17 protein-coding genes and 1 other annotated feature are annotated in these 20,414 nt (G+C 51.5%); of the genes, 16 read left to right on the top strand and 1 reads right to left on the bottom strand.

What is annotated here, in order from left to right:
* Window positions 1–70: 70 nt before the first annotated feature.
* From EDM21_RS08800 to EDM21_RS08775, 6 genes are all read left to right on the top strand, one after another.
* Window positions 71–1,516, top strand: a complete 1,446-nt coding sequence (locus EDM21_RS08800; RefSeq protein ID WP_166541901.1) for an S-layer homology domain-containing protein — start codon at window positions 71–73, stop codon at window positions 1,514–1,516.
* A 162-nt stretch (window positions 1,517–1,678) separates the two neighbouring features.
* Window positions 1,679–3,025, top strand: coding sequence for a spore germination protein (locus EDM21_RS08795; RefSeq protein WP_166541900.1), 1,347 nt, complete (start codon window positions 1,679–1,681; stop codon window positions 3,023–3,025).
* Window positions 3,022–4,116, top strand: coding sequence for a GerAB/ArcD/ProY family transporter (locus EDM21_RS08790; RefSeq protein WP_157334692.1), 1,095 nt, complete (start codon window positions 3,022–3,024; stop codon window positions 4,114–4,116). Before EDM21_RS08795 ends, EDM21_RS08790 begins: the two co-directional genes overlap by 4 nt.
* On the top strand, window positions 4,106–5,200 hold the full coding sequence (locus EDM21_RS08785; RefSeq protein WP_166541899.1) for a Ger(x)C family spore germination protein: 1,095 nt from the start codon (window positions 4,106–4,108) through the stop codon (window positions 5,198–5,200). The genes EDM21_RS08790 and EDM21_RS08785 overlap by 11 nt, the downstream gene beginning before the upstream one ends.
* 90 nt (window positions 5,201–5,290) lie before the next feature.
* The gene (locus tag EDM21_RS08780; RefSeq protein ID WP_461824328.1) at window positions 5,291–6,595 is read left to right on the top strand and encodes a replication-associated recombination protein A; all 1,305 of its coding nucleotides are present in this window, start codon (window positions 5,291–5,293) and stop codon (window positions 6,593–6,595) included.
* 63 nt (window positions 6,596–6,658) lie between these two features.
* Window positions 6,659–8,128, top strand: coding sequence for a potassium/proton antiporter (locus EDM21_RS08775; protein WP_157334688.1), 1,470 nt, complete (start codon window positions 6,659–6,661; stop codon window positions 8,126–8,128).
* A 341-nt stretch (window positions 8,129–8,469) separates the two neighbouring features.
* Here the strand turns inward: EDM21_RS08775 and mnmA are convergent, their stop codons facing one another.
* The gene (gene mnmA / locus EDM21_RS08770; RefSeq protein WP_157334686.1) at window positions 8,470–9,555 is read right to left on the bottom strand and encodes a tRNA 2-thiouridine(34) synthase MnmA; all 1,086 of its coding nucleotides are present in this window, start codon (window positions 9,553–9,555) and stop codon (window positions 8,470–8,472) included.
* A 257-nt stretch (window positions 9,556–9,812) separates the two neighbouring features.
* On the opposite strand from mnmA, the gene cymR reads away from it, so the two are divergent.
* The 10 genes from cymR (at window position 9,813) to ruvX (ending at window position 20,403) form a co-directional block, all read left to right on the top strand.
* The gene (gene cymR / locus EDM21_RS08765) at window positions 9,813–10,232 is read left to right on the top strand and encodes a cysteine metabolism transcriptional regulator CymR (RefSeq protein ID WP_068774202.1); all 420 of its coding nucleotides are present in this window, start codon (window positions 9,813–9,815) and stop codon (window positions 10,230–10,232) included.
* 13 nt (window positions 10,233–10,245) lie between these two features.
* A complete protein-coding gene (locus tag EDM21_RS08760; RefSeq protein WP_157334684.1) occupies window positions 10,246–11,391 on the top strand; it encodes a cysteine desulfurase family protein in 1,146 nt (381 codons plus the stop codon).
* Between the two features lie 60 nt (window positions 11,392–11,451).
* Window positions 11,452–11,979, top strand: coding sequence for a PRC-barrel domain-containing protein (locus EDM21_RS08755; protein ID WP_157334682.1), 528 nt, complete (start codon window positions 11,452–11,454; stop codon window positions 11,977–11,979).
* A 13-nt stretch (window positions 11,980–11,992) separates the two neighbouring features.
* The gene (locus EDM21_RS08750; protein WP_068775131.1) at window positions 11,993–12,190 is read left to right on the top strand and encodes a hypothetical protein; all 198 of its coding nucleotides are present in this window, start codon (window positions 11,993–11,995) and stop codon (window positions 12,188–12,190) included.
* Window positions 12,191–12,373: 183 nt separating this feature from the next.
* A complete protein-coding gene (locus tag EDM21_RS08745; RefSeq protein ID WP_157334680.1) occupies window positions 12,374–13,444 on the top strand; it encodes an AI-2E family transporter in 1,071 nt (356 codons plus the stop codon).
* Between the two features lie 208 nt (window positions 13,445–13,652).
* On the top strand, window positions 13,653–15,899 hold the full coding sequence (locus EDM21_RS08740; protein ID WP_157334678.1) for an ABC transporter ATP-binding protein: 2,247 nt from the start codon (window positions 13,653–13,655) through the stop codon (window positions 15,897–15,899).
* Window positions 15,874–16,380, top strand: a complete 507-nt coding sequence (locus tag EDM21_RS08735) for a DUF1854 domain-containing protein (RefSeq protein ID WP_166541898.1) — start codon at window positions 15,874–15,876, stop codon at window positions 16,378–16,380. Before EDM21_RS08740 ends, EDM21_RS08735 begins: the two co-directional genes overlap by 26 nt.
* A gap of 174 nt (window positions 16,381–16,554) precedes the next feature.
* Window positions 16,555–16,790, top strand: a binding site (T-box leader).
* Window positions 16,791–16,944: 154 nt separating this feature from the next.
* Window positions 16,945–19,572: an alanine--tRNA ligase gene (gene alaS / locus EDM21_RS08730; protein ID WP_157334676.1), complete on the top strand. Its 2,628-nt coding sequence runs from the start codon at window positions 16,945–16,947 to the stop codon at window positions 19,570–19,572.
* Between the two features lie 112 nt (window positions 19,573–19,684).
* Window positions 19,685–19,945, top strand: coding sequence for an IreB family regulatory phosphoprotein (locus EDM21_RS08725; RefSeq protein ID WP_009676594.1), 261 nt, complete (start codon window positions 19,685–19,687; stop codon window positions 19,943–19,945).
* 47 nt (window positions 19,946–19,992) lie between these two features.
* Window positions 19,993–20,403 carry a Holliday junction resolvase RuvX gene (gene ruvX / locus EDM21_RS08720; RefSeq protein ID WP_157334674.1) on the top strand — a complete coding sequence of 137 codons (411 nt, stop codon included), beginning with the start codon at window positions 19,993–19,995 and terminating at the stop codon, window positions 20,401–20,403.
* Window positions 20,404–20,414 lie beyond the last annotated feature (11 nt).

The raw sequence follows: 20,414 nt of genomic DNA, 5'->3' as shown, positions 1-20,414 counted from the left end.
GAACACGTATGTTTTGGTTATTATTTCAATTACGAGAGGCAGGAAACGTATGGGGAGGACACTGGCTTCGTTGGCGTTACCGGCAGTTGCAGCGGTACTTACAGCTGCAGTAGTCATGATTCCCGTTTCCGGGGAAGCCCAGGCTGCTGCTGCACCGGCAAGCGCGGATTACCCCGGGATGAAGGCCCTGGCGGAAGCTGGCGGTGCCGGCAAGATGAGGCAGCGCGTTATCGCTTCCGCAGAGGCAGACTGCACATGGGGAGGCGTCGGTAAAGCGCGCGCTCCTGTGCAGTCTATCGCGGATGCGGCGGAGGCTCCATCTGCCAGGGAGGCGGACGTACATGCCCGCGCGGATTCCCCGCAGCCATTCAACGACGTTGCGCCGGATACCTACGGCGCTGCGGCGATCCATGAGCTGGCTGAGCACGGCATCGCCGAAGGGATATCCGCAGGAAAGTTCGATCCTGCGGGGATCGCGACGCGCGAGCAGTTCGCGAAGCTGCTCACGGCAGCATCGAGGGACGCGAAGGAGATTGCTGCGTCCAGGGGCCGGATGCCTTTTACGGATGTCACATCCGTATGGTCCAGGCCCTATATCGCAGCGGCTTACGCCTCCGGCCTCATCGACGGCACTACAGCCGTCACCTTCTCTCCGGAGCGGCCTGTAAGCCGGCAGGCGGCCGCCGCCATGGTGTGGCGCTGGCTGGAGGCTCAGGGTGTTGAGGCTCCAGCCAGCGCGGGTGGGCGGAGTGATGCCCATACAGACAGCTGGGCGGAGACGGCGGTCAGGAACCTCAGCCTGCTGGGTCCTTCTTGGAGCCGTGCGGATTCATCGTATACGCCGGAGTCAGTCATGACCCGGGGCGACTCTGCCGTGTTGATTGCCGGTGCTTTGTGCCTGTTGGAGAGTACCGCCGATGAACGGTTGAGGAAAGCACAGGAACCGATCGGCCTGCAGGAAGCGGTAGAGCTAATCCGGCGGAGTGAACAGCGTACCGCGGACCTGCTGCTTGTCCTGTTCGACCATCAGCTGGCATCGGGGTATAAACCTTCCTTCGACGCCATTGAGGCCCGCCTTCTGCATTTTTACGCAGACAGCTCCAGATGGAGAACGTTCTATGAGCATCAAATGGGCGGCATTTATGAAATGTCGGCCGTGGTCCCATCGCCCGTTATGCCGGGTGCTTCGTTTGAGATAACCGGAAGAACGGATGAAACTTTACAAATCCGCGGCAAGCGCCCGGAGGGAGCTAACACGACAGCGGCCTATCTTACATACAAGCTTGTCCTCCGCGAGGCAGCGTGGGTGATCGACCATTTCGCGGAACTGCCCCTTACGGAGCCGTTTACCCGGGAGGAGGCCTCCGGCATTGTCGCCCTCTACTATGACGAGGCCGCGACCCGCTTACTGGAGGAACGGGAAGACCGTTATCTTTTTGAGGTTGGTGAGAAGGGGGAAGAAGTTCTTCTCTCCGTCTACAAGAATAACGGCAGTCTTGTAATGGAGAAGACCTAGCACTTAAGTAATTTAAAATAGTTAAACCACACATGTTCCATAGCATGTGTGGTTTTTTGTTTCCGGTTCTTCCTTTGTTGGAATGACATGGAAGGATGGAGGGCAACGTAAGAACAACGATAAGGACCGCCGCGCAGCTACGCCGGCAAAGGAGCCCGTAAAGTGAACAAGACCGTGACTACTGCTGAAATTGAACAATGGCTGGCAGATAAATTCTCTTCCAGTGTGGATCTGGAGGATCTCCAGCTTACTTGTCTGGACAGAAAAGTGCGCTTGATCTACCTCAAAAGCATTTGCGATCCGCGTCAGATCCAGCGGTTATTTGTGGTTCCTTTCTATGGAATTCCGACCGAAGAGCAGTACGAGCAATACATCGGCTCCCTGCCGTGCTGCAAACGGTTCTCAAATGTCGTCAAGGTGCTGGAATCGATACTGGGAGGAGGGGCGGCTTTATTCGTAAACGGCAGCGTTTATCTGATCGAAGTACTGCTGGATGAAAAAAGCGCCATTCAACCGGCTTCTGTGGAAGCAACGGTTCAAGGTCCCCAGGATGCTTTTACAGAATCCGTCCAAACGAATTTGAATATGATCCGCCGCAGGTACAAATCATCCAGTCTTAAGACCGAAAGCATGAACATCGGCACGCTCACCCAGACGGTTACGACCCTGGTTTATGATGAGCGCTTGATTGATAAAGGGATTCTGCAAGAGCTCAAAGACAAACTCAGTACCCTTAAGATCGATAAAGTCCAGTCCTCGGGCGAATTGGAAAAAGCGATAAGTCCTTCCGGCCTTCGATTGGTGCCGACGATTCTGACTACGGAAAGACCGGACCGTGCAGTCGATAATCTAAGCAAAGGCAGAATTGTCGTGATCATCGATACAGCCCCGTTTGTGCTGATTCTGCCTTCGACTTTCTTTGATTTCTTTTCGGCTATGGATGATAAGGTACAGCTGCCTTTTGTCGGCGTATTCCTGGTACTCATCCGTTATCTGGGTCTTTTTATGACGCTGACCCTTCCGGCCCTGTATGTGGCCTTCACTTCCTATAATCCTGAAATCCTCAAAATGAATTTAACGCTGCTTATTGCCGGAAGCCGGGCAAGCGTGCCTTATCCGTCTTACATCGAGGTGCTGCTGATGCTGATTGTGATGGAGTTCCTGATCGAAGCAAGTTTGCGGCTGCCCAAGGCGATTGGTCCGACAGCAACCACGGTAGGAGGTCTGATTTTAGGTACCGCTTCTACCGAAGCGGGCATGGTAGGAAGCATCATGATTATCCTTGTGGCGGCAGTAGCCATCTCCAACTTTGTAATTCCAATCAATATGATGAGCTTTAGCGTGCGATTCTGCAAATATGTATTTGTCCTGCTTGCCGCGGTCTTCGGGCTGCTTGGCATTGTTGTCGGGATTATCGGAGCGATTCTTTATTTGTGTAACCTTCGAAGCTTCGGACAGCCTTACTTAAGACTGATTAAAGCCAGAATGGATGAAGGAGGACGGAAATGATCACGAACCGATATTTCTATTATCTCATTGCGATCAACGCGTTGATCAGCATTATCATTTACGTCCCCCGTATCTTGCTGGAGCATCGCTTCACAGGGACCTGGTCCTCCATTCTTATATCCGTTCCGATGAGTATTTTTTTGATCTACGCGTTTTGCAAAATGCTCGCCTATTTTCCGAGGCAGGGGTTTCCTGAGCTGATGGAAAGATTTCTGCCCAAGTCTGTCGGGACTTTTGTTATGCTGCTCATGATCGGATTATGGTATTTTGCAGGGGCTTTGACGCTTCTCTCCTTTGTAGATATTACACTGCGTTATATTAGTCAGGATGTTCCGGCGATTCTCATTATGCTCGGGTATCTGATTGTCGTTTTCTGGTCCTGCAAGATTAATACGGCCTCTATTCTGTATGCGCTCGAGTTATTGCTGTTCCTGACTGTCCCTCCTATCCTTTTTTTTATTATAAAAGCGATGAGTACGTCGTTTTTCAGCTGGGATGCGGTTATCCAGACCCTGACCTATTCGCTGAAATGGCCGGATTTGTCCGCCATAGCGGGAGCTACTTTTCTTTTTACCGGCTATATCAACATGGTTGTATTTAACCGGGTATTTGAGAAGTTCCAGGCAAGAGGAACGATTGTGATTGCGTTGTCCGGTTTCCTGCTGCTGGTGGTCACGGTTATAGTCCCCATCGGTTATCATGGGTCCGTGGGCGTTGATTCTTATGTGTATCCCTGGTTTTCTCTGGCAGACTCTATCCGGATCGATTTATTTCTCGTGGAGAGAATGGTGTTTGTATTTTATTTAATCTATATCGCCTTATTTCTGATCAGCACCACTGTCCACTGGCATGTTGCCCAGAATCTCACGGAGGGTTTGTTCAAATTCGACCGGAAAACCCGGGCTTATAAAATAGTTTCCTACACGACAGGTTTTATTTTCAGTGCAGGGTGTTTGATTATGCTCCGCTTCAATCAGAAGCAGCTTGTCGATGTGGGGGAGGTTTTTTTGATTGTCCGTCTGGGAGCAGAGGCCCTGCTTCTGATTCTGATGTTCTACATGTACCGGAAGGGGAAGAAAAGTGAAGCCTAATCATGTGTTTCTAGTGCTGATTCTTCTTGCAGGATGTCTCGCGGGGGGCTGTAACTTCAAAGACATTGACAAGCGTGTATTTGTGGTTTCTATGGGAATCGACAAAGGAGAAGGCTCTGATATGCGTGTCAGTTTAAAACTGGCGATTCCACAAGGCAATCCGAAAGAAGGGGCGGAAGAGTTCGAAATTATTGAGGAGGAGGCAAGAACGATATCCGATGCTCTCCGCAAAGCTAAATCCAAGGTAGACAAAGAACTGGACTATGGCCATATGAAAGTGCTTCTCATCGGGGAAGAGATGGCGAGAGAGGACATATACAGGGTGATCAACTGGGCTGTAAGGCGGCGTGATATTCAGAGAATTAGTATGTTGGGGATCGGGAGTCCATCCGCACTTGATGCTCAGAAGGTGAAGCCCAAATCAGAACGGATTCCATCTAACGCCTTAATTCTTTCTCTGTCCAAGAACGGGACGGAATCCCCCTTCATCGTTTCTGAATTTTTGTTTGATTATCAGAGGCGGCTGGATGAGAAAGGTCTGGATCCGTTTCTTCCGGTTGTTGAGGCAAAGAAAGATTATTTTGTTATTAACCGGGTCGTGTTGATGAGGAAAAATAAAATTGCGGTTGAGCTGTCGCCGGATGAAACTAAAATTTACAATCTGCTGGTCAGCCGGAATTTAAAAACGAATATGAGTGCTCAAACCGAAAATAACTTCTATGAAATAAATGTGGATACTTCCCGTGCTTCTTATAAAATTGAAGAAACCGGGAAGAGTAGGGTTCTTAAGTATAAGATCAAAATCAGCAGCAATCTCGAAGAGAATGAAATGCGGGAAAAATTTACCCGGGAAAGACTGGATGAGATTGAGAAAATATTTGAGAAAGAAATCAGCAGACAGGTAACCGCTTTTTTGGCGAAACTGCAAAAAAACAAGACAGACCCGATAGGATTCGGACTCCGATATATATCCCGTCATTGGAACAATGAGACCGAATGGGAGGAGTGGGAGCGTTTATTTCCTGCTCTGGAGTTTGAGGTGGAGACTCATGTCCGTATTCACTCGGCCGGGACCGTTCACTAGAAGCGGGGCGCCTTTCGACAAAGAACATCCTCTAACGATATAATAAAGAGACGATCTTATTGGTGCGAAAGGCGGAATGACCGAATGGATATGGACCTGTTCAGCTACGCTGCTGACAATGATTCCCGCGGGAAACTGCTCGCGGACCGCATGCGGCCGCGTACGCTGGATGAATATATAGGACAAGAACAAATCGTAGGACCCGGTAAGCTGCTGAGGAGGGCGATTGAAGCTGATCAGATCAGCTCGATTCTGCTCTACGGCCCGCCGGGCTGCGGTAAAACAACATTAGCGCATATTATTTCGGAGAAAACTTCCGGCAATTTCGTCCGGCTTAATGCAGTCGATGCCTCCGTCAAAGATGTCCGGGAAGTGATTGAGCAGGCCAAAACCGAGAAGGCTCTATACGGGCGCAGAACGATCCTGTTCCTGGATGAGGTGCACCGCTTTAATTCAGCGCGTCAGGATGCGCTGCTGCCTGCCGTCGAACAAGGCACGATCGTATTTATCGGCGCCACGACCGAGAACCCGTTCCATTATGTGAACGGGGCCCTGTTGTCGCGCTCCACTTTATTTCAGCTGCAGGGTCTGACGCATGAACATGCGCGCACGGCAATGGAGCGTGCACTTGCCGACAAGGAGCGCGGACTTGGCTTCCTGAACATCGAAGCCGATGAGGAGGCGTTGGAGCATATTGCATTCATGGCCGGAGGAGATATCCGGCGTGCCCTTAATGCATTGGAAATTGCTGCGCTTACGACAGCGGCAGGTGCGGATGGCATTGTCCGCATCAATCTCGATACCGCAGAGGAATCGATCCGGCGCAAGACCGTGAGGGCCGACGAATCGACCCAGTACGATGTGCTGTCCGCTTTTCATAAAAGCGTGCGTGGATCATCGGATGCCGCTCTCTTCTGGTTTCTCTATGCCGTGGAGAAGCTGGGAATGGACCCGATGACTTTCATCAGGAGGCTGATCGTCGCCTGCAGCGAAGATATCGGACTCGCGAATCCGCAGGCGATGGTTCAAGCCGTCACGGCGATGGATGCCTATCATAAAATAGGCTGGCCGGAGTCGAAGTACATTCTTTCACAGGCCATCTTGTTTGCGGTCGAAAGTCCCAAATCCAATTCGATTCCGCTTGCCATAAGCCGTGCGATGACTGCGATGGATAGTGTCGGTCTGATAGAAGTACCGCTTCATTTGCGGGATGCCCATTATAAGGGGGCGGAGAAGCTTGGGCATAAAGGCTACATGTATCCGCATAATTATCCGGGCCATTTTGTAAAACAGGCTTATTTACCGGAAAAAATGGAGGAGCAAGTGTTTTTCAAAGCCTCCGAACAGGGTATGGAAGAGAAGATGAAACTAAATCAGCAGCGCCGCAGCAGATAATTCTCTTCTCAAGTGTGATCACAGTATCACTGCACGGCACGGCCTAAGGAGCCGAAATCAATTATGACAGAAGAATATGTTTTCTTAATCGCCATCTTGCTGTTTGCCGGTGTGTTAATGACCAAATTCTCTACACGATTTGGTCTTCCGGCTCTCGTTTTTTTTATGCTGGTCGGCATGGTGCTGAATAATTTTATTTATTACGATAATGCGGAGTTGACCCAGTGGTTTGGAATCATGGCCCTGATCGTCATTTTATTCGAAGGGGGGCTCCAGACCAAATGGTCTCATGTACGCGAAGTAGTTAAGCCTGCGATTCTGCTGTCAACCGTTGGGGTTGTACTCACGACAGCCATAGTTGGTTTCTTCGCTATGTGGATCTTGAAACTTTCTTTCCTGGAGGGGATGCTGCTCGGAGCGATTGTCGGCTCGACGGACGCGGCAGCAGTATTCGCGGTACTCGGCAATCAGAATGTCAAAAGACGGCTGACATCGACACTCGAAGCCGAATCGGGCACGAACGATCCGATGGCGGTTTTTCTTACGGTATCCCTGCTGGAGTTGATGGAGCACCCGGATTCCAGCCTTCTTTTGATGGCGGCATCATTCGTATGGGAGATGGGTCTGGGTCTGGTCCTCGGGCTTGTGATCGGTAAGCTGGCTATCTGGAGTCTGAATAAAATCGACCTGGATTCCTCCGGGCTGTATCCGGTGCTGGCTCTGGCATTCGCCATCTTCTCTTACGGAAGCGCAGCGCTTCTGCATGCAAGCGGTCTGCTTGCAGTCTATGTGATGGCGCTTAAACTCGGCAACGCCGATTTCGCTTACCGGTTCTCGATTATACGGTTCCATCAGGGATTTTCCTGGATGATGCAAATTCTTATGTTCATGCTGCTCGGGCTTTTGGCATTTCCGAGAGAATTCCCGGATATCATGCTGGAAGGACTCCTGTTGTCTCTGATCCTTATGTTCCTTGCAAGACCTATCGCGGTGTTCGTGAGTATGTTGGGGACTAAGTTCAATTTTCGTGAGAAGCTGCTCGTTTCATGGGCCGGTCTGAGGGGCGCTGTTCCTATTGTGCTCGCGACCTATCCTCTCATTGCCGGAATCGAGCACGGCTGGATGTATTTTAATGTGGTGTTTTTTATCGTCCTGACGTCAACCTTGATACAAGGTTCTACGATTTCGCCCCTTGCCAATAAGCTGGGTCTTACAGAAGGGGATATGCAGCCTGCCGAGCACACGATTGAACTGCTTGCCATAGGCAAGGCGAATGCCGAAATCATCGAAATCAAAGTGAAGGAGACCAGTGCCGTAACCGGTCAGACGATCGGTGCGCTCAAGCTGCCCAAAGAGGTGCTGATTACGGCGATTATACGAAATGGAGAGATCGTCACCCCGCGGGGGGATGTTGAAATCATTAAGGGTGACATGCTTTATCTGCTTGTCTCCAAGCCTATGCGAGAGCAGGTTAAACGAATTTTCTACGCGGAAACTCTTCCTGTCCAATCAGATGAGGGACAGCCGGAGTGATTTAATAATCCTGTGGTTAATAAAAGGAATCAAAGATCCGTTAACATTGAACATGCAGGTTTCAGCGGAAATTCGTGATAATTATTTCCCAGGTAATCAGCATAGGACCGTGCGGCTTATGGCTGCTTATGAACGAGCAGGGCCTTTTTCGAAAACCAGCCACATTTAAGTTCCCAATAAAAAATACTCTTTTTAGCCCCGGGGCCAAAAAGAGTATTTTTATTGCATAATAAACTTTACAACACAATCCCCGTATACCGCAGCTTAAACCATTGCAACGGATTGCTTAACAGATGTTTAATGGAAACTTAACGGATGTTTAACGGAGACTCAACGAATGCCTAACGATGGACCTTATCGATGATTCCGCCGCCCAGACAGACATCGCCGTCATACAAGACAACCGATTGCCCGGGTGTGACCGCCTTCTGCAATTGATCAAACACGACTTCCGCCGTTCCATCTGCCCCGAGTGTGACCCGGACGCCCTGGTCCGGCTGGCGATAGCGGAACTTGGCGGTGCAGGTGAAGGTGCCCTCAGGCTTGCGCGGGCTGATCCAGTTCACACCGGTAGCCGATAAGCCTTTGCTGTACAAACGCGGGTGCTTGTCCCCCTGAACGACGTAGAGGATGTTACGTTCGAGATCTTTATCGGCGACGAACCAGGGTTCGCCTGTTCCGGAGCCGCCGATGCCAAGTCCCTGACGCTGGCCCAAGGTGTAGTACATGAGGCCGTCATGGCGTCCCTTGACTTCGCCCTCCAGCGTCTGGATGTCGCCGGGACGGGCAGGCAGGTACTGGCTCAGGAACTCTTTGAAGTTCCGTTCCCCAATAAAGCAGACACCTGTACTGTCTTTCTTCTTGGCGGTAGCCAGGCTGGCTGCAGCAGCCAATTCGCGGACCTGCGGTTTGGGAAGATGTCCGATCGGGAACATCGTCTTCGACAGCTGGTATTGGTTCAGGGCATGCAGGAAGTAGGTCTGATCCTTGTTAGCGTCATTGCCGCGCAGGAGGACATACTCACCGTCCCGGTTTTCCAGACGGGCATAGTGCCCGGTTGCGATATAATCGGCCCCCAGGTCCAGCCCTTTTTGCAGAAATTCCCCGAATTTGATTTCCCGGTTGCACATAACATCGGGGTTCGGAGTCCGGCCGTTTTTGTATTCGTCGAGGAAGTATTGAAATACCTTCTCGGAATATTCTTTTTCGAAATTTACCGTATAAAACGGAATGTCGATCTGATCGCAGACCCTCCGCACATCTTCTGCATCCACTTCGGCAGTGCAGTGGCCAAACTCATCGGTATCGTCCCAGTTTTTCATGAAAACGCCAATGACATCGTAGCCCTGCTCTTTAAGCTGAAGCGCTGCAACGGAAGAATCTACCCCGCCCGACATTCCGAGAATGATTCGTTTCTTGCTGTTCATAGTCGGAATTGTTCCTTTCTTGTCGAAAAATGACCTGCAACAACATAACGTTAACATGCAGGGTTCCTCTCATTATAGCGTTCTTTTTTAAAAGTTAAAATATTTCATGAAGATGTCATGGTTTTGTAACCCAAATAATCGGAATTATGATAACATAGAAGGGAATATGGCAAAATGGAATGAATGAAAAATAGAGAAATAGGATACCCTGAAGCTAATGTTTTTACTCATCAGCACAAGGTAGAAGAGGTGTGAAATTGAAAATTTCTACAAAAGGGCGCTATGGCCTAACAATAATGATGGAACTTGCAAACCGTTTCGGAGAAGGTCCGACCTCTCTTAAGAGCATTGCCGAGAAGCACCAGCTTTCCGAGCATTATCTGGAGCAGCTCGTAGCACCGCTGCGCAACGCCGGCCTTGTCAAAAGCATCCGCGGAGCATACGGCGGCTACATTCTTTCGAAGAATGCCGAGCAAATCACAGCCGGTGAAGTGATCCGGGTCCTGGAGGGTCCGATCTCACCTGTCGATTTCACGGAAGAAGATGACCCGGCCAAACGTGATTTATGGATACGTATTCGCGACAGCATCGCGGATGTGCTGGACTCGACGACGCTTGCTTCACTGATTTCGTACCAGGAAGACAATAAGCGCGACAATTATATGTTCTACATTTGATAGGGTGACTCACATGGCAATTTACCTTGATCATGCCGCGACGACGCCCCTCCACCCGGAGGTGCTGCAGGCGATGATTCCATACTATACAGAACATTTCGGGAACCCTTCCAGCATTCACGGCTACGGGCGGGCGTCTAGAACAGCGCTCGACCGTTCGCGTGCTGCCGTCTCGGCGGCAATCGGCTGCTCGCCAGCCGATTTGCTTTTTACGAGCGGAGGAACCGAAAGCAACAACACGGCGTTGTACGGGATAGTAAAGTCCCATAAGGAACAGCGTCCACATATGATTACAACCGTTATAGAACATCATGCCGTGCTGCATCCGGCCGGACGTTTGGAGAAAATGGGCTGTGATGTTACTTATCTCCCAGTAGATATGACCGGTCTTATCCGAGTGGAGGATATAGAGCGGGCCATTCGTCCGGAGACGGTGCTGATCAGCGTGATGTACGTGAACAATGAAATCGGCACGATCCAGCCGATTGAAGAAATTGGCCGCCTCGCTAGAAGCCGGGGCATTGCTTTTCATGTTGATGCTGTCCAAGCGCTCGGCAAGATTAGGATAGATTTGTCGAAGCTGCAGGTGGATCTGATGAGTTTCTCGGCACATAAGATTAACGGGCCCAAAGGTGTAGGAGCCCTGTACTATGACTCGCGGCACCTCCATCTTACCCCGCAAATACTGGGCGGGTCCCAAGAACGCAGACAGAGAGCCGGCACGGAAAACGTAGCCGGAATAGTCGGTTTTGCGAAATCACTGGAAATATATAACAAAATGTCCGATAATTACAAAGAACTGGCTATCGGCTGCCGCAGCTCCATGGACGCTGTTTTTCATGAAGAACTGGGGCCGGAAGGGTTTGTCGTGAATGGAAATCCTGAGCATGGCGTACCGCATATTTACAATGTCAGCTTTCCGGGCGTTCATACGGAAACGCTGCTGATGAGTTTGGATCTGGAAGGAATCGCTGCCGCCAGCGGCTCTGCGTGTTCATCCGGATCGCTTGAATTATCGCATGTACTCCGCGCTATGCAGCTTCCAGAATCTGTATCCGGTTCGGCCGTTCGATTTAGTTTCGGTTTAGGGAACTCTATAGACCAAATTCAAACGGCGGCCCGGACAACCGCAACCATTGTGAAGCGGCTTCGTAAGTAACCACAAGGGACGGGCCCCCAAGAGGCAGAATTTAACCTGCCGCCAAGGAGGCAGAATACTTTGCGTAAGGCCCGAGATCTTATAGGTTTATCCGTCCTGTGCGTTGCCACAGGCAAACGCGTCGGAACAGTCCGGGATCTTCTGTTCGATCCGGAATGGACCATCCTCGGCATACTGCTCGACGCGAAACATTGGTTCTCTTCCAGTCGTTATATTCATGTAGACGACATCTTAGCTTGCGGCCCGGATGCCTTGACGATAGAGGATACGGGCTGTATCAGAGATTCGGCGGAGGCCGAGGCATTGGGTTTGACCGCTTTCCATGGCGGCAAACACCGGCTGAAGGAATTGCCGGTTGTGACCGTGAACGGCCATCAATTAGGTGTCATTGAGGACGTTTATTTGCTTGAAGAATTGGGTACAAAGATAGTAGGTTTTGAACTGTCTGAAGGTTTCGTATCCGATTTGAAGGAAGGTCGCAAATGGCTCCCGCTGCCGGTATCGTTAACCATCGGGGAGGATGCGGTGATCGTTCCGCTTAATTCCCGGCTGGAAGTGGATGAAATCTTCGTATCTAAAGAAGAATAGGGTGAAGTTGCAAATGATGCGTTGTCCAAACTGCAATTCCAAGGATATCGGCAAAATCGGATCCCATCAATTTTATTGTTGGGGCTGCTTTATTGAACTGGCCGTGAACGGCGAGAAAATGTCCGTCTATCAAGTGGAAGAAGACGGTACACTAAGCTCGCTGGATGATTTGTTTTTTGAAGAAGAAATGCCGCAAATGCACGTCCAGTAAGGACGTCATGTTATATACTTGGAAGAACAAGCACCGCCATAGGAAGGACGAGCTTTTAAGCTTGTTCCTGCCGTTGGCGGTGTTTTTTGGCTGATCAGGCAATTTGCAGGCTTGGATTATTCCAGACGGGTTGTACATATACTTATCAAGAAAGGAATGACGAATACAGCAAGGGTGGGGACGATGAACCAATTTCTGAGAAGCGGGTGGTTTGCCGCCTTGATTTATACACTGCTAGGTCTGCTCGTTTTGTATTTCACGCTGCAGATTCAGCCTATTCTGGGAGGCGTATACCGTTTTTTAAAGGCGGTGCTTGCTCCTTTTCTGATTGCCTTAATCATTTCCTACGTTCTAAATCCTGTCGTGAATTTACTTAGTACACGCAAAGTTCCCCGTACGTTCGCGGTTCTTCTGATCTACGCTGTTTTTCTCACCTCGACGGCGGTGGTTTTTATGAATGTGACCCCTATGTTTGTGACGCAGTTGGGTGAGCTGAATGAGCACATTCCCGAAATGACGATTCGCGCGCAATCGCTGGTGGACGGAATGAACAGCAGTCAGCTTCTGCCGGATACGGTGCGGACAGGCGTACATGATGCGATTTTCAAACTTCAGAAAACCATTTCCCTCAAAATATCCGACACTATCCATGGAATTGGAAGCACGATCAGCATGCTGCTGATGGCGTTCATCATTCCGTTCCTGGCTTTTTATATGCTGAAAGATTTTCAGTTGATCGAGAAAACCGTCCTTGCGGTTGTCCCCAAGTCCCGCCGCAGGCAGATCGTGAAAGTGCTGGTCGATATCGATACCGCATTAGGCAATTATATCCGCGGCCAGTTTCTGGTCTGTGTGATCATCGGAGTTCTTGCTTATATCGGCTATTGGGCGATCGGCATGCCTTATGCAATCTTGTTAGCCGGACTAGTCGCGGTTTTTAACATTATTCCTTATATGGGCCCGTTCTTCGGCGCAGCTCCTGCTGTCCTTATGGCGGCGACCGTTTCGTTCAAAATGGTTCTGCTGGTTATTATGGTGAACACCATTGTGCAAATCTTGGAGGGAAATGTTATATCTCCTCAAGTTGTGGGCCGTACGCTGCATATGCATCCCCTGCTTATCATTTTCGCTCTTCTGGTGGGGGGACAGGTCGCGGGGATACTGGGACTCATCCTGGCCGTCCCGTTCTTTGCCGTTATGAAAGTAATTATCCAGCATCTGTTTCTCTACTACATACACAGGCGGACTGTCTGAAGCGAGAGAAGGTACAGTGGTCATGGATTAAGAATGGTTTGTTAGAGTTTACTTCGAAAAAATAACCGGCAGCAGCTGCTTCCTGTACGGGTCCCTGAGGTCTCTTCGCCTGCTTGCGCTTTCGGCTTCCTATACGGTACGATCAATGTATACAAATTCCAGGTCGTAATACTGGATCGAATCCGTCACGGATGAAGAGGGGAAGCTTATGGCTCAGAAGGATCTCGTTAGTGAAGCGGCCGTTTTGCCGGATGCAGTAAGCCGCAGTGCAGACTGCGAAGGGACGCCGCCTGCAGCGGCCAGGACTGACCTGGATGAAGCGGGGATGCCTGCGGAGCGCTGGTTCGTCGCGACATCCCGGCGGATGGCCGTCTATCAGGCGGACGGCAGCTGCGTACTCGGTTTCGCACTCACGGACGTCCGCCATGTCCGTACGCAGGCGGCACCGCAGGGCGGGGGCCTGCTGATCGCCGATACGTCCGCCGGCAGCACGGTGCTTGCCCGCTACAGCGCAGCCTGCTCCAGGCAGGTGGAGACGGCCGTATATGCGGCCGGTCTGCTGCTTGAAGGCGCGGCCGGGCCGGAAGCGGATACTTCCGGCAGCTGCTCCGTCTGCGGGGAGACGGTGTCCGCAGGGGCGGAGCACAGCTGCATAGCGGCTGAAGCGGCCCCGCCGGCCGCCAGAGGCGGCCGGCGAGTCGTTCTCCGCCTGCTTGCCTATACGCGCCCCTACCGGGGCCGTATGGCCGCTGCGGCGCTGTTTCTGCTCATCGCCGCCGGGCTTGAGCTCGTTCCTCCCTTCGTCACGAAAATTATCGTCGACGAAGTGCTTCAGCCCGGCGGTGCCGTGCAAATGCTGACCGTATGGGTAGCGGCGCTTCTTGCATCGCGCTTCCTGCTGACCGGTCTGCAAATTGCGCGCGGCTACATCGGCGTGAAGGTAGGCGCCTCCATGATGAACGATATCCGCCGCGAAACCTATGAAGCGCTGACCGAGCAGTCGCTCAGCTTCTATGACCGGCGTCAGACTGCGCCGTTTATCGGCCGTTTAAATCAGGATACAGACGCAATGAGGCAGTTTCTGACGGAAGGTGTCATTTTTGTAGCGAGTCAGGTGCTCACCGTAATAGCGATTGTGACGATGATGCTTTCACTCAGCTGGAAGCTTACTTTACTCGTGCTGCTTCCTACACCGCTGCTGCTGATCGGAGTCTGGTTTCTCTGGCCGCTGGTCAGGCGCCTTTGGTACAAGCAGTGGCGCGCGATCCAGACGATCAATACCATAGTCGGAGATTCTCTTCAGGGAATCCGGGTAGTCAAAGCTTTTGGCCGTGAGAAAAGAGAGCAAGCCAGATACCGGGAAGCGAATGGCGAGCTGATGACGCAGACGATCCGGATGGAAAGTTTGTGGCAGGCGGCGGCCCCGCTCTTTATGCTTGTTACGGGAATCGGCGGTGTTATCGTCTGGTATTACGGCGGACTGCAAGTGGTAGACGGAAGTCTTACTTTAGGGACCCTGATGGCATTTACCGTCTATCTGACGATGTTCTTCGGACCGCTTCAATGGTTTACCCAGGCGATCAGCTGGACGAATCGTGCAATGTCCGCCGCGGAGCGTGTGTTCGAAATCATTGACACTCCCAGAGAAGTTGCGGACTCGCCTGATGCGGTTCTTCCGGGACGGATCGAAGGTTCCGTCCGGATCGAGCGTGTTACCTACGGCTACGAGAAGCACCGGCCAGTCCTGAGGGATATTTCCCTTGATGTGAAGCCGGGTGAGATGATCGGATTAGTCGGTCATTCCGGAGCGGGGAAATCGACCCTAATCCATCTGATTTGCCGGTTCTATGATCCGGACCGGGGACAGATCCGCATCGACGGAATTCCTCTCACAAAGCTCAGCCAAGAAAGCTTGCGCGCCCAAATCGGAGTTGTGCTGCAGGAAACTTTTTTATTCGATGGAACGATTGCGGAGAATATCGCTTACGCGAAACCGGAAGCTTCCCCGCTTGAAATCATCCGGGCAGCCAAGATCGCCAATGCACATGATTTTATCGTGGGCATGAGTGACGGATATGATACCCGCGTAGGGGAGCGGGGACACCGGTTATCGGGCGGGGAAAAGCAGCGTGTCGCGATTGCCCGCGCTATTCTGCACGATCCCCGGATTCTTATTCTCGACGAAGCGACCGCATCCGTCGATACCGAGACCGAACGGCTCATTCAGGAAGCGATTGCCCGTCTGATCAAGGGGCGTACAACGTTTGCGATTGCCCATAGACTGTCCACCCTCCGCAGTGCAGACCGACTGGTCGTTATCGACAAAGGTCTTATGGCGGAGACAGGTACCCATCAGGAACTGATGAAACAAGAAGGCATTTATTATAAACTGGTCAAAGCCCAGAGCGAGACTGTTCTGATGAAGGAGCGTGAAGAAACTGCCGACATCATCTGAGCCTTTGCTGCTAAATGCCGATTTATGCATATTCGAACGGACAGCCGGCGGGCTGCTTCGATTTTCGTACGAAGGGAATGTTCACGAGGAAGCACTCTTGTTCCGTTCTTTTCCTTTCTCAGAGCCGGACCGCTACATCTCCGTCCGCTCGCAAGGCGGTGATGAGATCGGGCTGATCCCCGATACGGCACAGCTGCCCCCGGCTAGCCGCGGAGTCGTGGAGAACGAGCTGAGGCTGCGCTATCTCATTCCGCGTGTGACAGGAATCAAGCGGATCAAACAGAGAACATCCGGCTGGTTGTGGGAATTTCAAACGCAGTTCGGACCGGAGCAGCTGATCCTGCCCAATTTACACGAGCATCTCATCAGGCAGGGAGAAGACCGGCTGCTTCTTACGGATTCCGGCGGAAGAAGGGTCGAAATTGCGAGTATTGTTTCTTTGGATGGGGATAGTCAAAAGGAACTGCGCAAAGTACTTTAAGATGCTTTTGTATGATAAGATGCAGGGACTGTTCTCTTTATAAATAATTTTATAAATAAGGGGCAGGGATCCTGCTGTCCTCTTAAGGCCCGGTTGACATTGTTTCCAAAAATGAACTATAATTTTCTGTAACTGCATGAACTTAAAGCTTTAAACCTTGAATAAGGTTGAATAAATAAAACGTTGAAGAAAACAAGTACGCCATAGACCATTTGCAGAGAGAAGGTTTCGCCTTGACGGCGGCTGCGAGAACCTTCAATGAAGGATGGCCGAACGCTCCTTTCAGAGTGTGGGTGAAGCCCAACGGAAGCGGATCCGTTATCGTCCGCAATCGAGGAGATTGTACAGGAGAGTCAAGGATTCTGCTGTGCAATAACCAGGGTGGTACCGCGAAATTATTCGTCCCTGTTAATGACAGGGGCGTTTTTTGTTTTCAGGGGAGATGGTTCGGTTATTCCTGCCGGTGATCCTGCTGGTGATAAATAGGTGAACGACCTCTTCGGGCCGCTTCAACGAGTTTCAACCCGACTCTATTCTGACTAATAAACGGAGGCTTAATCTGCAATGAAAGCAAGTGAAATCCGCTCCAAGTGGCTGGAGTTCTTCGCCAGCAAAGGACATAAAATCGAGCCGAGCTCGTCGCTCGTGCCTCATAACGATCCATCTCTCTTATGGATTAATGCGGGAATGGCTCCGCTGAAACCTTATTTTGACGGTCGTGTGGTTCCTGAGAACCCTCGGATTGTGAATGCACAGAAATGTATTCGCACCAATGATATTGAGAACGTAGGTAAGACTCGCCGTCATCATACGTTCTTCGAAATGCTCGGCAACTTCTCGATCGGAGATTATTTCAAAGAAGAAGTCATCACTTGGGCATGGGAGTTTCTTACGGATCCTAAATGGATCGGATTTGATCCGGAGCGCCTTTCCGTTACCGTCTATCCGGAAGACACAGAGGCTTTCGAATACTGGAATAAGAAAATCGGGCTGCCGGAAGAGCGTATTTATAAGCTGGAAGAGAATTTCTGGGATATTGGTGAAGGTCCTTGCGGCCCTTGTACCGAGATCTTCTATGACCGCGGCGATAAATACGGCGACCTGAGCGATCCTGAGTGCTGGCCGGGCGGGGAAAATGAGCGCTTCCTGGAAGTATGGAATCTTGTTTTCTCCCAGTTCAACCATAACAAGGATGGAAGCTACACCCCGCTGCCTAACAAGAACATTGATACAGGAGCGGGATTAGAAAGATTCGCGTCCATTCTGCAGGATGTGGATTCGAACTTCGATACCGATCTTTTCCAGCCCGTTATTCAGGCAACCTGCCGTATTGCGGGCGTGAAATATCACGAGAACGAAGAAACCGATGTGGCGCTAAAAGTCATTGCCGATCATGTTCGTACCGTAGCTTTTGCCATCGGGGACGGCGTCCTGCCTACGAATGACGGCAGAGGTTATGTTATCCGGCGTTTACTGCGCCGCGCAGTCCGTTACGGCAAAGTAATCGGGATGGATAAGCCGTTCCTTTACGAACTTGTTCCGGTAGTCGGCGAAATTATGGGTGAGTACTATCAAGAAGTGGTGGAGAACCAGGAGTTTATCCGCAAGGTTATCCGCATCGAGGAGGAACGCTTCCACGAGACGCTGTCTGATGGTCTCTCCATCCTCTCGGATATGGTGGAGCGTACACGTGCGGCCGGCGGCCGCGCAATTAGCGGGCCCGATGCTTTTAAATTGTATGACACGTATGGTTTTCCAGTAGACTTAACGGAAGACTTCGCCAATGAGCAGGGCTTGGCTGTGGATCGTGAAGGTTTTGAAGCGTCTATGGAAGAGCAGCGGCAGCGTGCCCGTGTTGCCCGCAGCGATGCCGGCAGCATGAAAATTCAAGGCGGGGCTCTCTCTGAGCTGACGGATAAAAGTGAATTTGTTGGTTACACTGAATTGGTAGTTCCAGCCAAAATCGTGGCAGTCATTCATGAGAATGAGCTGGTAGACACCGTAGGTACGGGTGAAACTTGCCAGGTCATTCTCGACAGAACGCCTTTCTATGCAGAAAGCGGCGGCCAGGTAGCGGACCGTGGTATCATTACCGGTGAAGGTGTACGCCTTGTTGTGCATGAGGTCGGCAAGGCCCCTCATGGCCAGCATGTGCACAGCGTAACGGTAGAGCAGGGTGTGCTTAGCCAAGGTGCGGATGTTACCGCCGAAGTAACCGAGGCGCTGCGCGGAGAAACCGTCCGTAACCATACGGCGACGCATTTGCTGCACAAGGCGCTGAAGGAAGTGCTCGGCAGCCATGTGAATCAGGCTGGCTCGCTGGTGGCGCCCGACCGGCTGCGATTCGACTTCTCGCACTTCGGCGGCATTACGCCGGAAGAGCTGCAGGATGTAGAGCGCCGCGTCAATGCTCAAATCTGGGCGAATACGCCGGTGGACATTTCCCTTCGTGCGATTGACGAAGCCAAGGAAATGGGTGCGATGGCACTATTCGGCGAGAAATACGGTGACATCGTACGGGTCGTACGTGTCGGCGATTACAGCCTCGAGCTATGCGGAGGCTGTCACGTTCAAAGTACCGGCGAGATCGGCCTCTTTAAGATCATCAGCGAATCCGGCATCGGTTCCGGCATCCGCCGGATCGAAGCAGCGACAAGCCGCCATGCATATGAATATGTGGATAGTCAGCTCCAGTTGCTGAAAGAAGCAGCAGGCATTCTGAAATCCGTCGCAGGCGAAGTGCCCAAACGTCTGGAAGGCACGCTTCAGCAGATGAAGGACCTGTCCCGCGAGAATGAATCCTTGCGGGCAAAGCTGGGCCGCATCGAAGCGGGTGCACTGGAAGGCCGTCTCAAAGAAGTGGCGGGCGTACCGGTCCTTGCTGCGGAAGTGAACGCATCCGACATGGAATCCTTGCGCGGCATTGTGGATGAGATGAAGGTGAAGCTGGGCTCGGCTGTCATCGTGCTCGGTGCGGCCGCAGGGGACAAAGTCAACCTGGTTGCAGCGGTTACTCCGGATCTGGTGGCCAAAGGGCTCCACGCCGGCAAGCTCATCAAAGAAACGGCTGCCAAATGCGGCGGCGGCGGCGGCGGACGTCCGGATATGGCTCAGGCGGGCGGTAAAGATGCTTCCAAACTTAAGGAAGCTTTGGATGGTGTCGAAGCGCTTGTAACCGGACAAATTTCATAAAATTTCAGCAGGGAACAGGAATTTTTCGTCCCGTAGAGAATATATGACAGTAGCAGGTTTTTGCAACATGCAGCCGATAGAGTTGAAATGTGAAACATTGGAGGTGCCTTTCATGGATTTTATGGACAAAACAGTGAAATTCAATGTCAAAGCGGATGAGATCGAAACATCGCCCAAAGAAGTGCTTTTGACCGTCTACGATGCTCTGCAGGAGAAAGGCTACAATCCGATCAATCAAATCGTCGGTTACTTGCTGTCTGGGGACCCGGCTTATATTCCCCGGCATAACAATGCAAGAAGCTTGATCCGTAAGCGGGAACGCGACGAACTGATCGAAGAATTGGTACGCTCTTATCTCAAGGAGCATAAATAAACGGCCTTCTCCCAAACCGGTAGATGGCCGGCATAGGAGTTAGAAGTATGAGAACAATGGGCCTCGACTATGGTGACAAAACAATCGGCGTGGCCGTCAGCGACCTTCTCGGTCTGACGGCTCAGGGCGTCGAGGTCATCCGAAGAACCAGTCCAGTGCGAGATTTTGACCACCTGAAACGGTTAATTGGGGAGTACGAAGTGACGGAGATCGTGGTCGGCCTCCCCAAAAATATGAATGGCACAATCGGGCCCCGCGGAGAGATCTGTCAAGAATTCGCCGGTCAGCTCGAGGAAGCGTTCGCATTACCCGTACGCATGTGGGATGAAAGACTAACAACGGTATCCGCGACCCGCACTCTTTTGGAGGCGGACGTTAGCCGGAAGAAGCGTAAGCAGGTTGTCGATAAGATCGCCGCTGCGCTGATTCTGCAAGGATATATGGACTCTAAACGATGAGGTGATGGAAC

This window comes from Paenibacillus lutrae (genome assembly GCF_009757775.1).
GTDB classification, from domain to species: Bacteria; Bacillota; Bacilli; order Paenibacillales; family NBRC-103111; genus Paenibacillus_F; species Paenibacillus_F lutrae.
The sequence above is the reverse complement of the archived record's forward strand: the minus strand, read 5'-3'. Positions and strand labels throughout refer to the sequence as shown.

Bases quoted from the DNA above. Each gene is read 5' to 3' on its own strand.
- EDM21_RS08745 (WP_157334680.1), top strand. From the start codon at position 12,374: ATGAACCAATTTCTGAGAAGCGGGTGGTTTGCCGCCTTGATTTATACA.
- EDM21_RS08725 (WP_009676594.1), top strand. From the start codon at position 19,685: ATGGATTTTATGGACAAAACAGTGAAATTCAATGTCAAAGCGGATGAG.
- EDM21_RS08775 (WP_157334688.1), top strand. From the start codon at position 6,659: ATGACAGAAGAATATGTTTTCTTAATCGCCATCTTGCTGTTTGCCGGT.
- alaS (WP_157334676.1), top strand. From the start codon at position 16,945: ATGAAAGCAAGTGAAATCCGCTCCAAGTGGCTGGAGTTCTTCGCCAGC.
- EDM21_RS08760 (WP_157334684.1), top strand. From the start codon at position 10,246: ATGGCAATTTACCTTGATCATGCCGCGACGACGCCCCTCCACCCGGAG.
- ruvX (WP_157334674.1), top strand. From the start codon at position 19,993: ATGAGAACAATGGGCCTCGACTATGGTGACAAAACAATCGGCGTGGCC.
- EDM21_RS08790 (WP_157334692.1), top strand. From the start codon at position 3,022: ATGATCACGAACCGATATTTCTATTATCTCATTGCGATCAACGCGTTG.
- EDM21_RS08780 (WP_461824328.1), top strand. From the start codon at position 5,291: ATGGACCTGTTCAGCTACGCTGCTGACAATGATTCCCGCGGGAAACTG.
- EDM21_RS08750 (WP_068775131.1), top strand. From the start codon at position 11,993: ATGATGCGTTGTCCAAACTGCAATTCCAAGGATATCGGCAAAATCGGA.
- EDM21_RS08740 (WP_157334678.1), top strand. From the start codon at position 13,653: ATGGCTCAGAAGGATCTCGTTAGTGAAGCGGCCGTTTTGCCGGATGCA.
- mnmA (WP_157334686.1), bottom strand. From the start codon at position 9,555: ATGAACAGCAAGAAACGAATCATTCTCGGAATGTCGGGCGGGGTAGAT.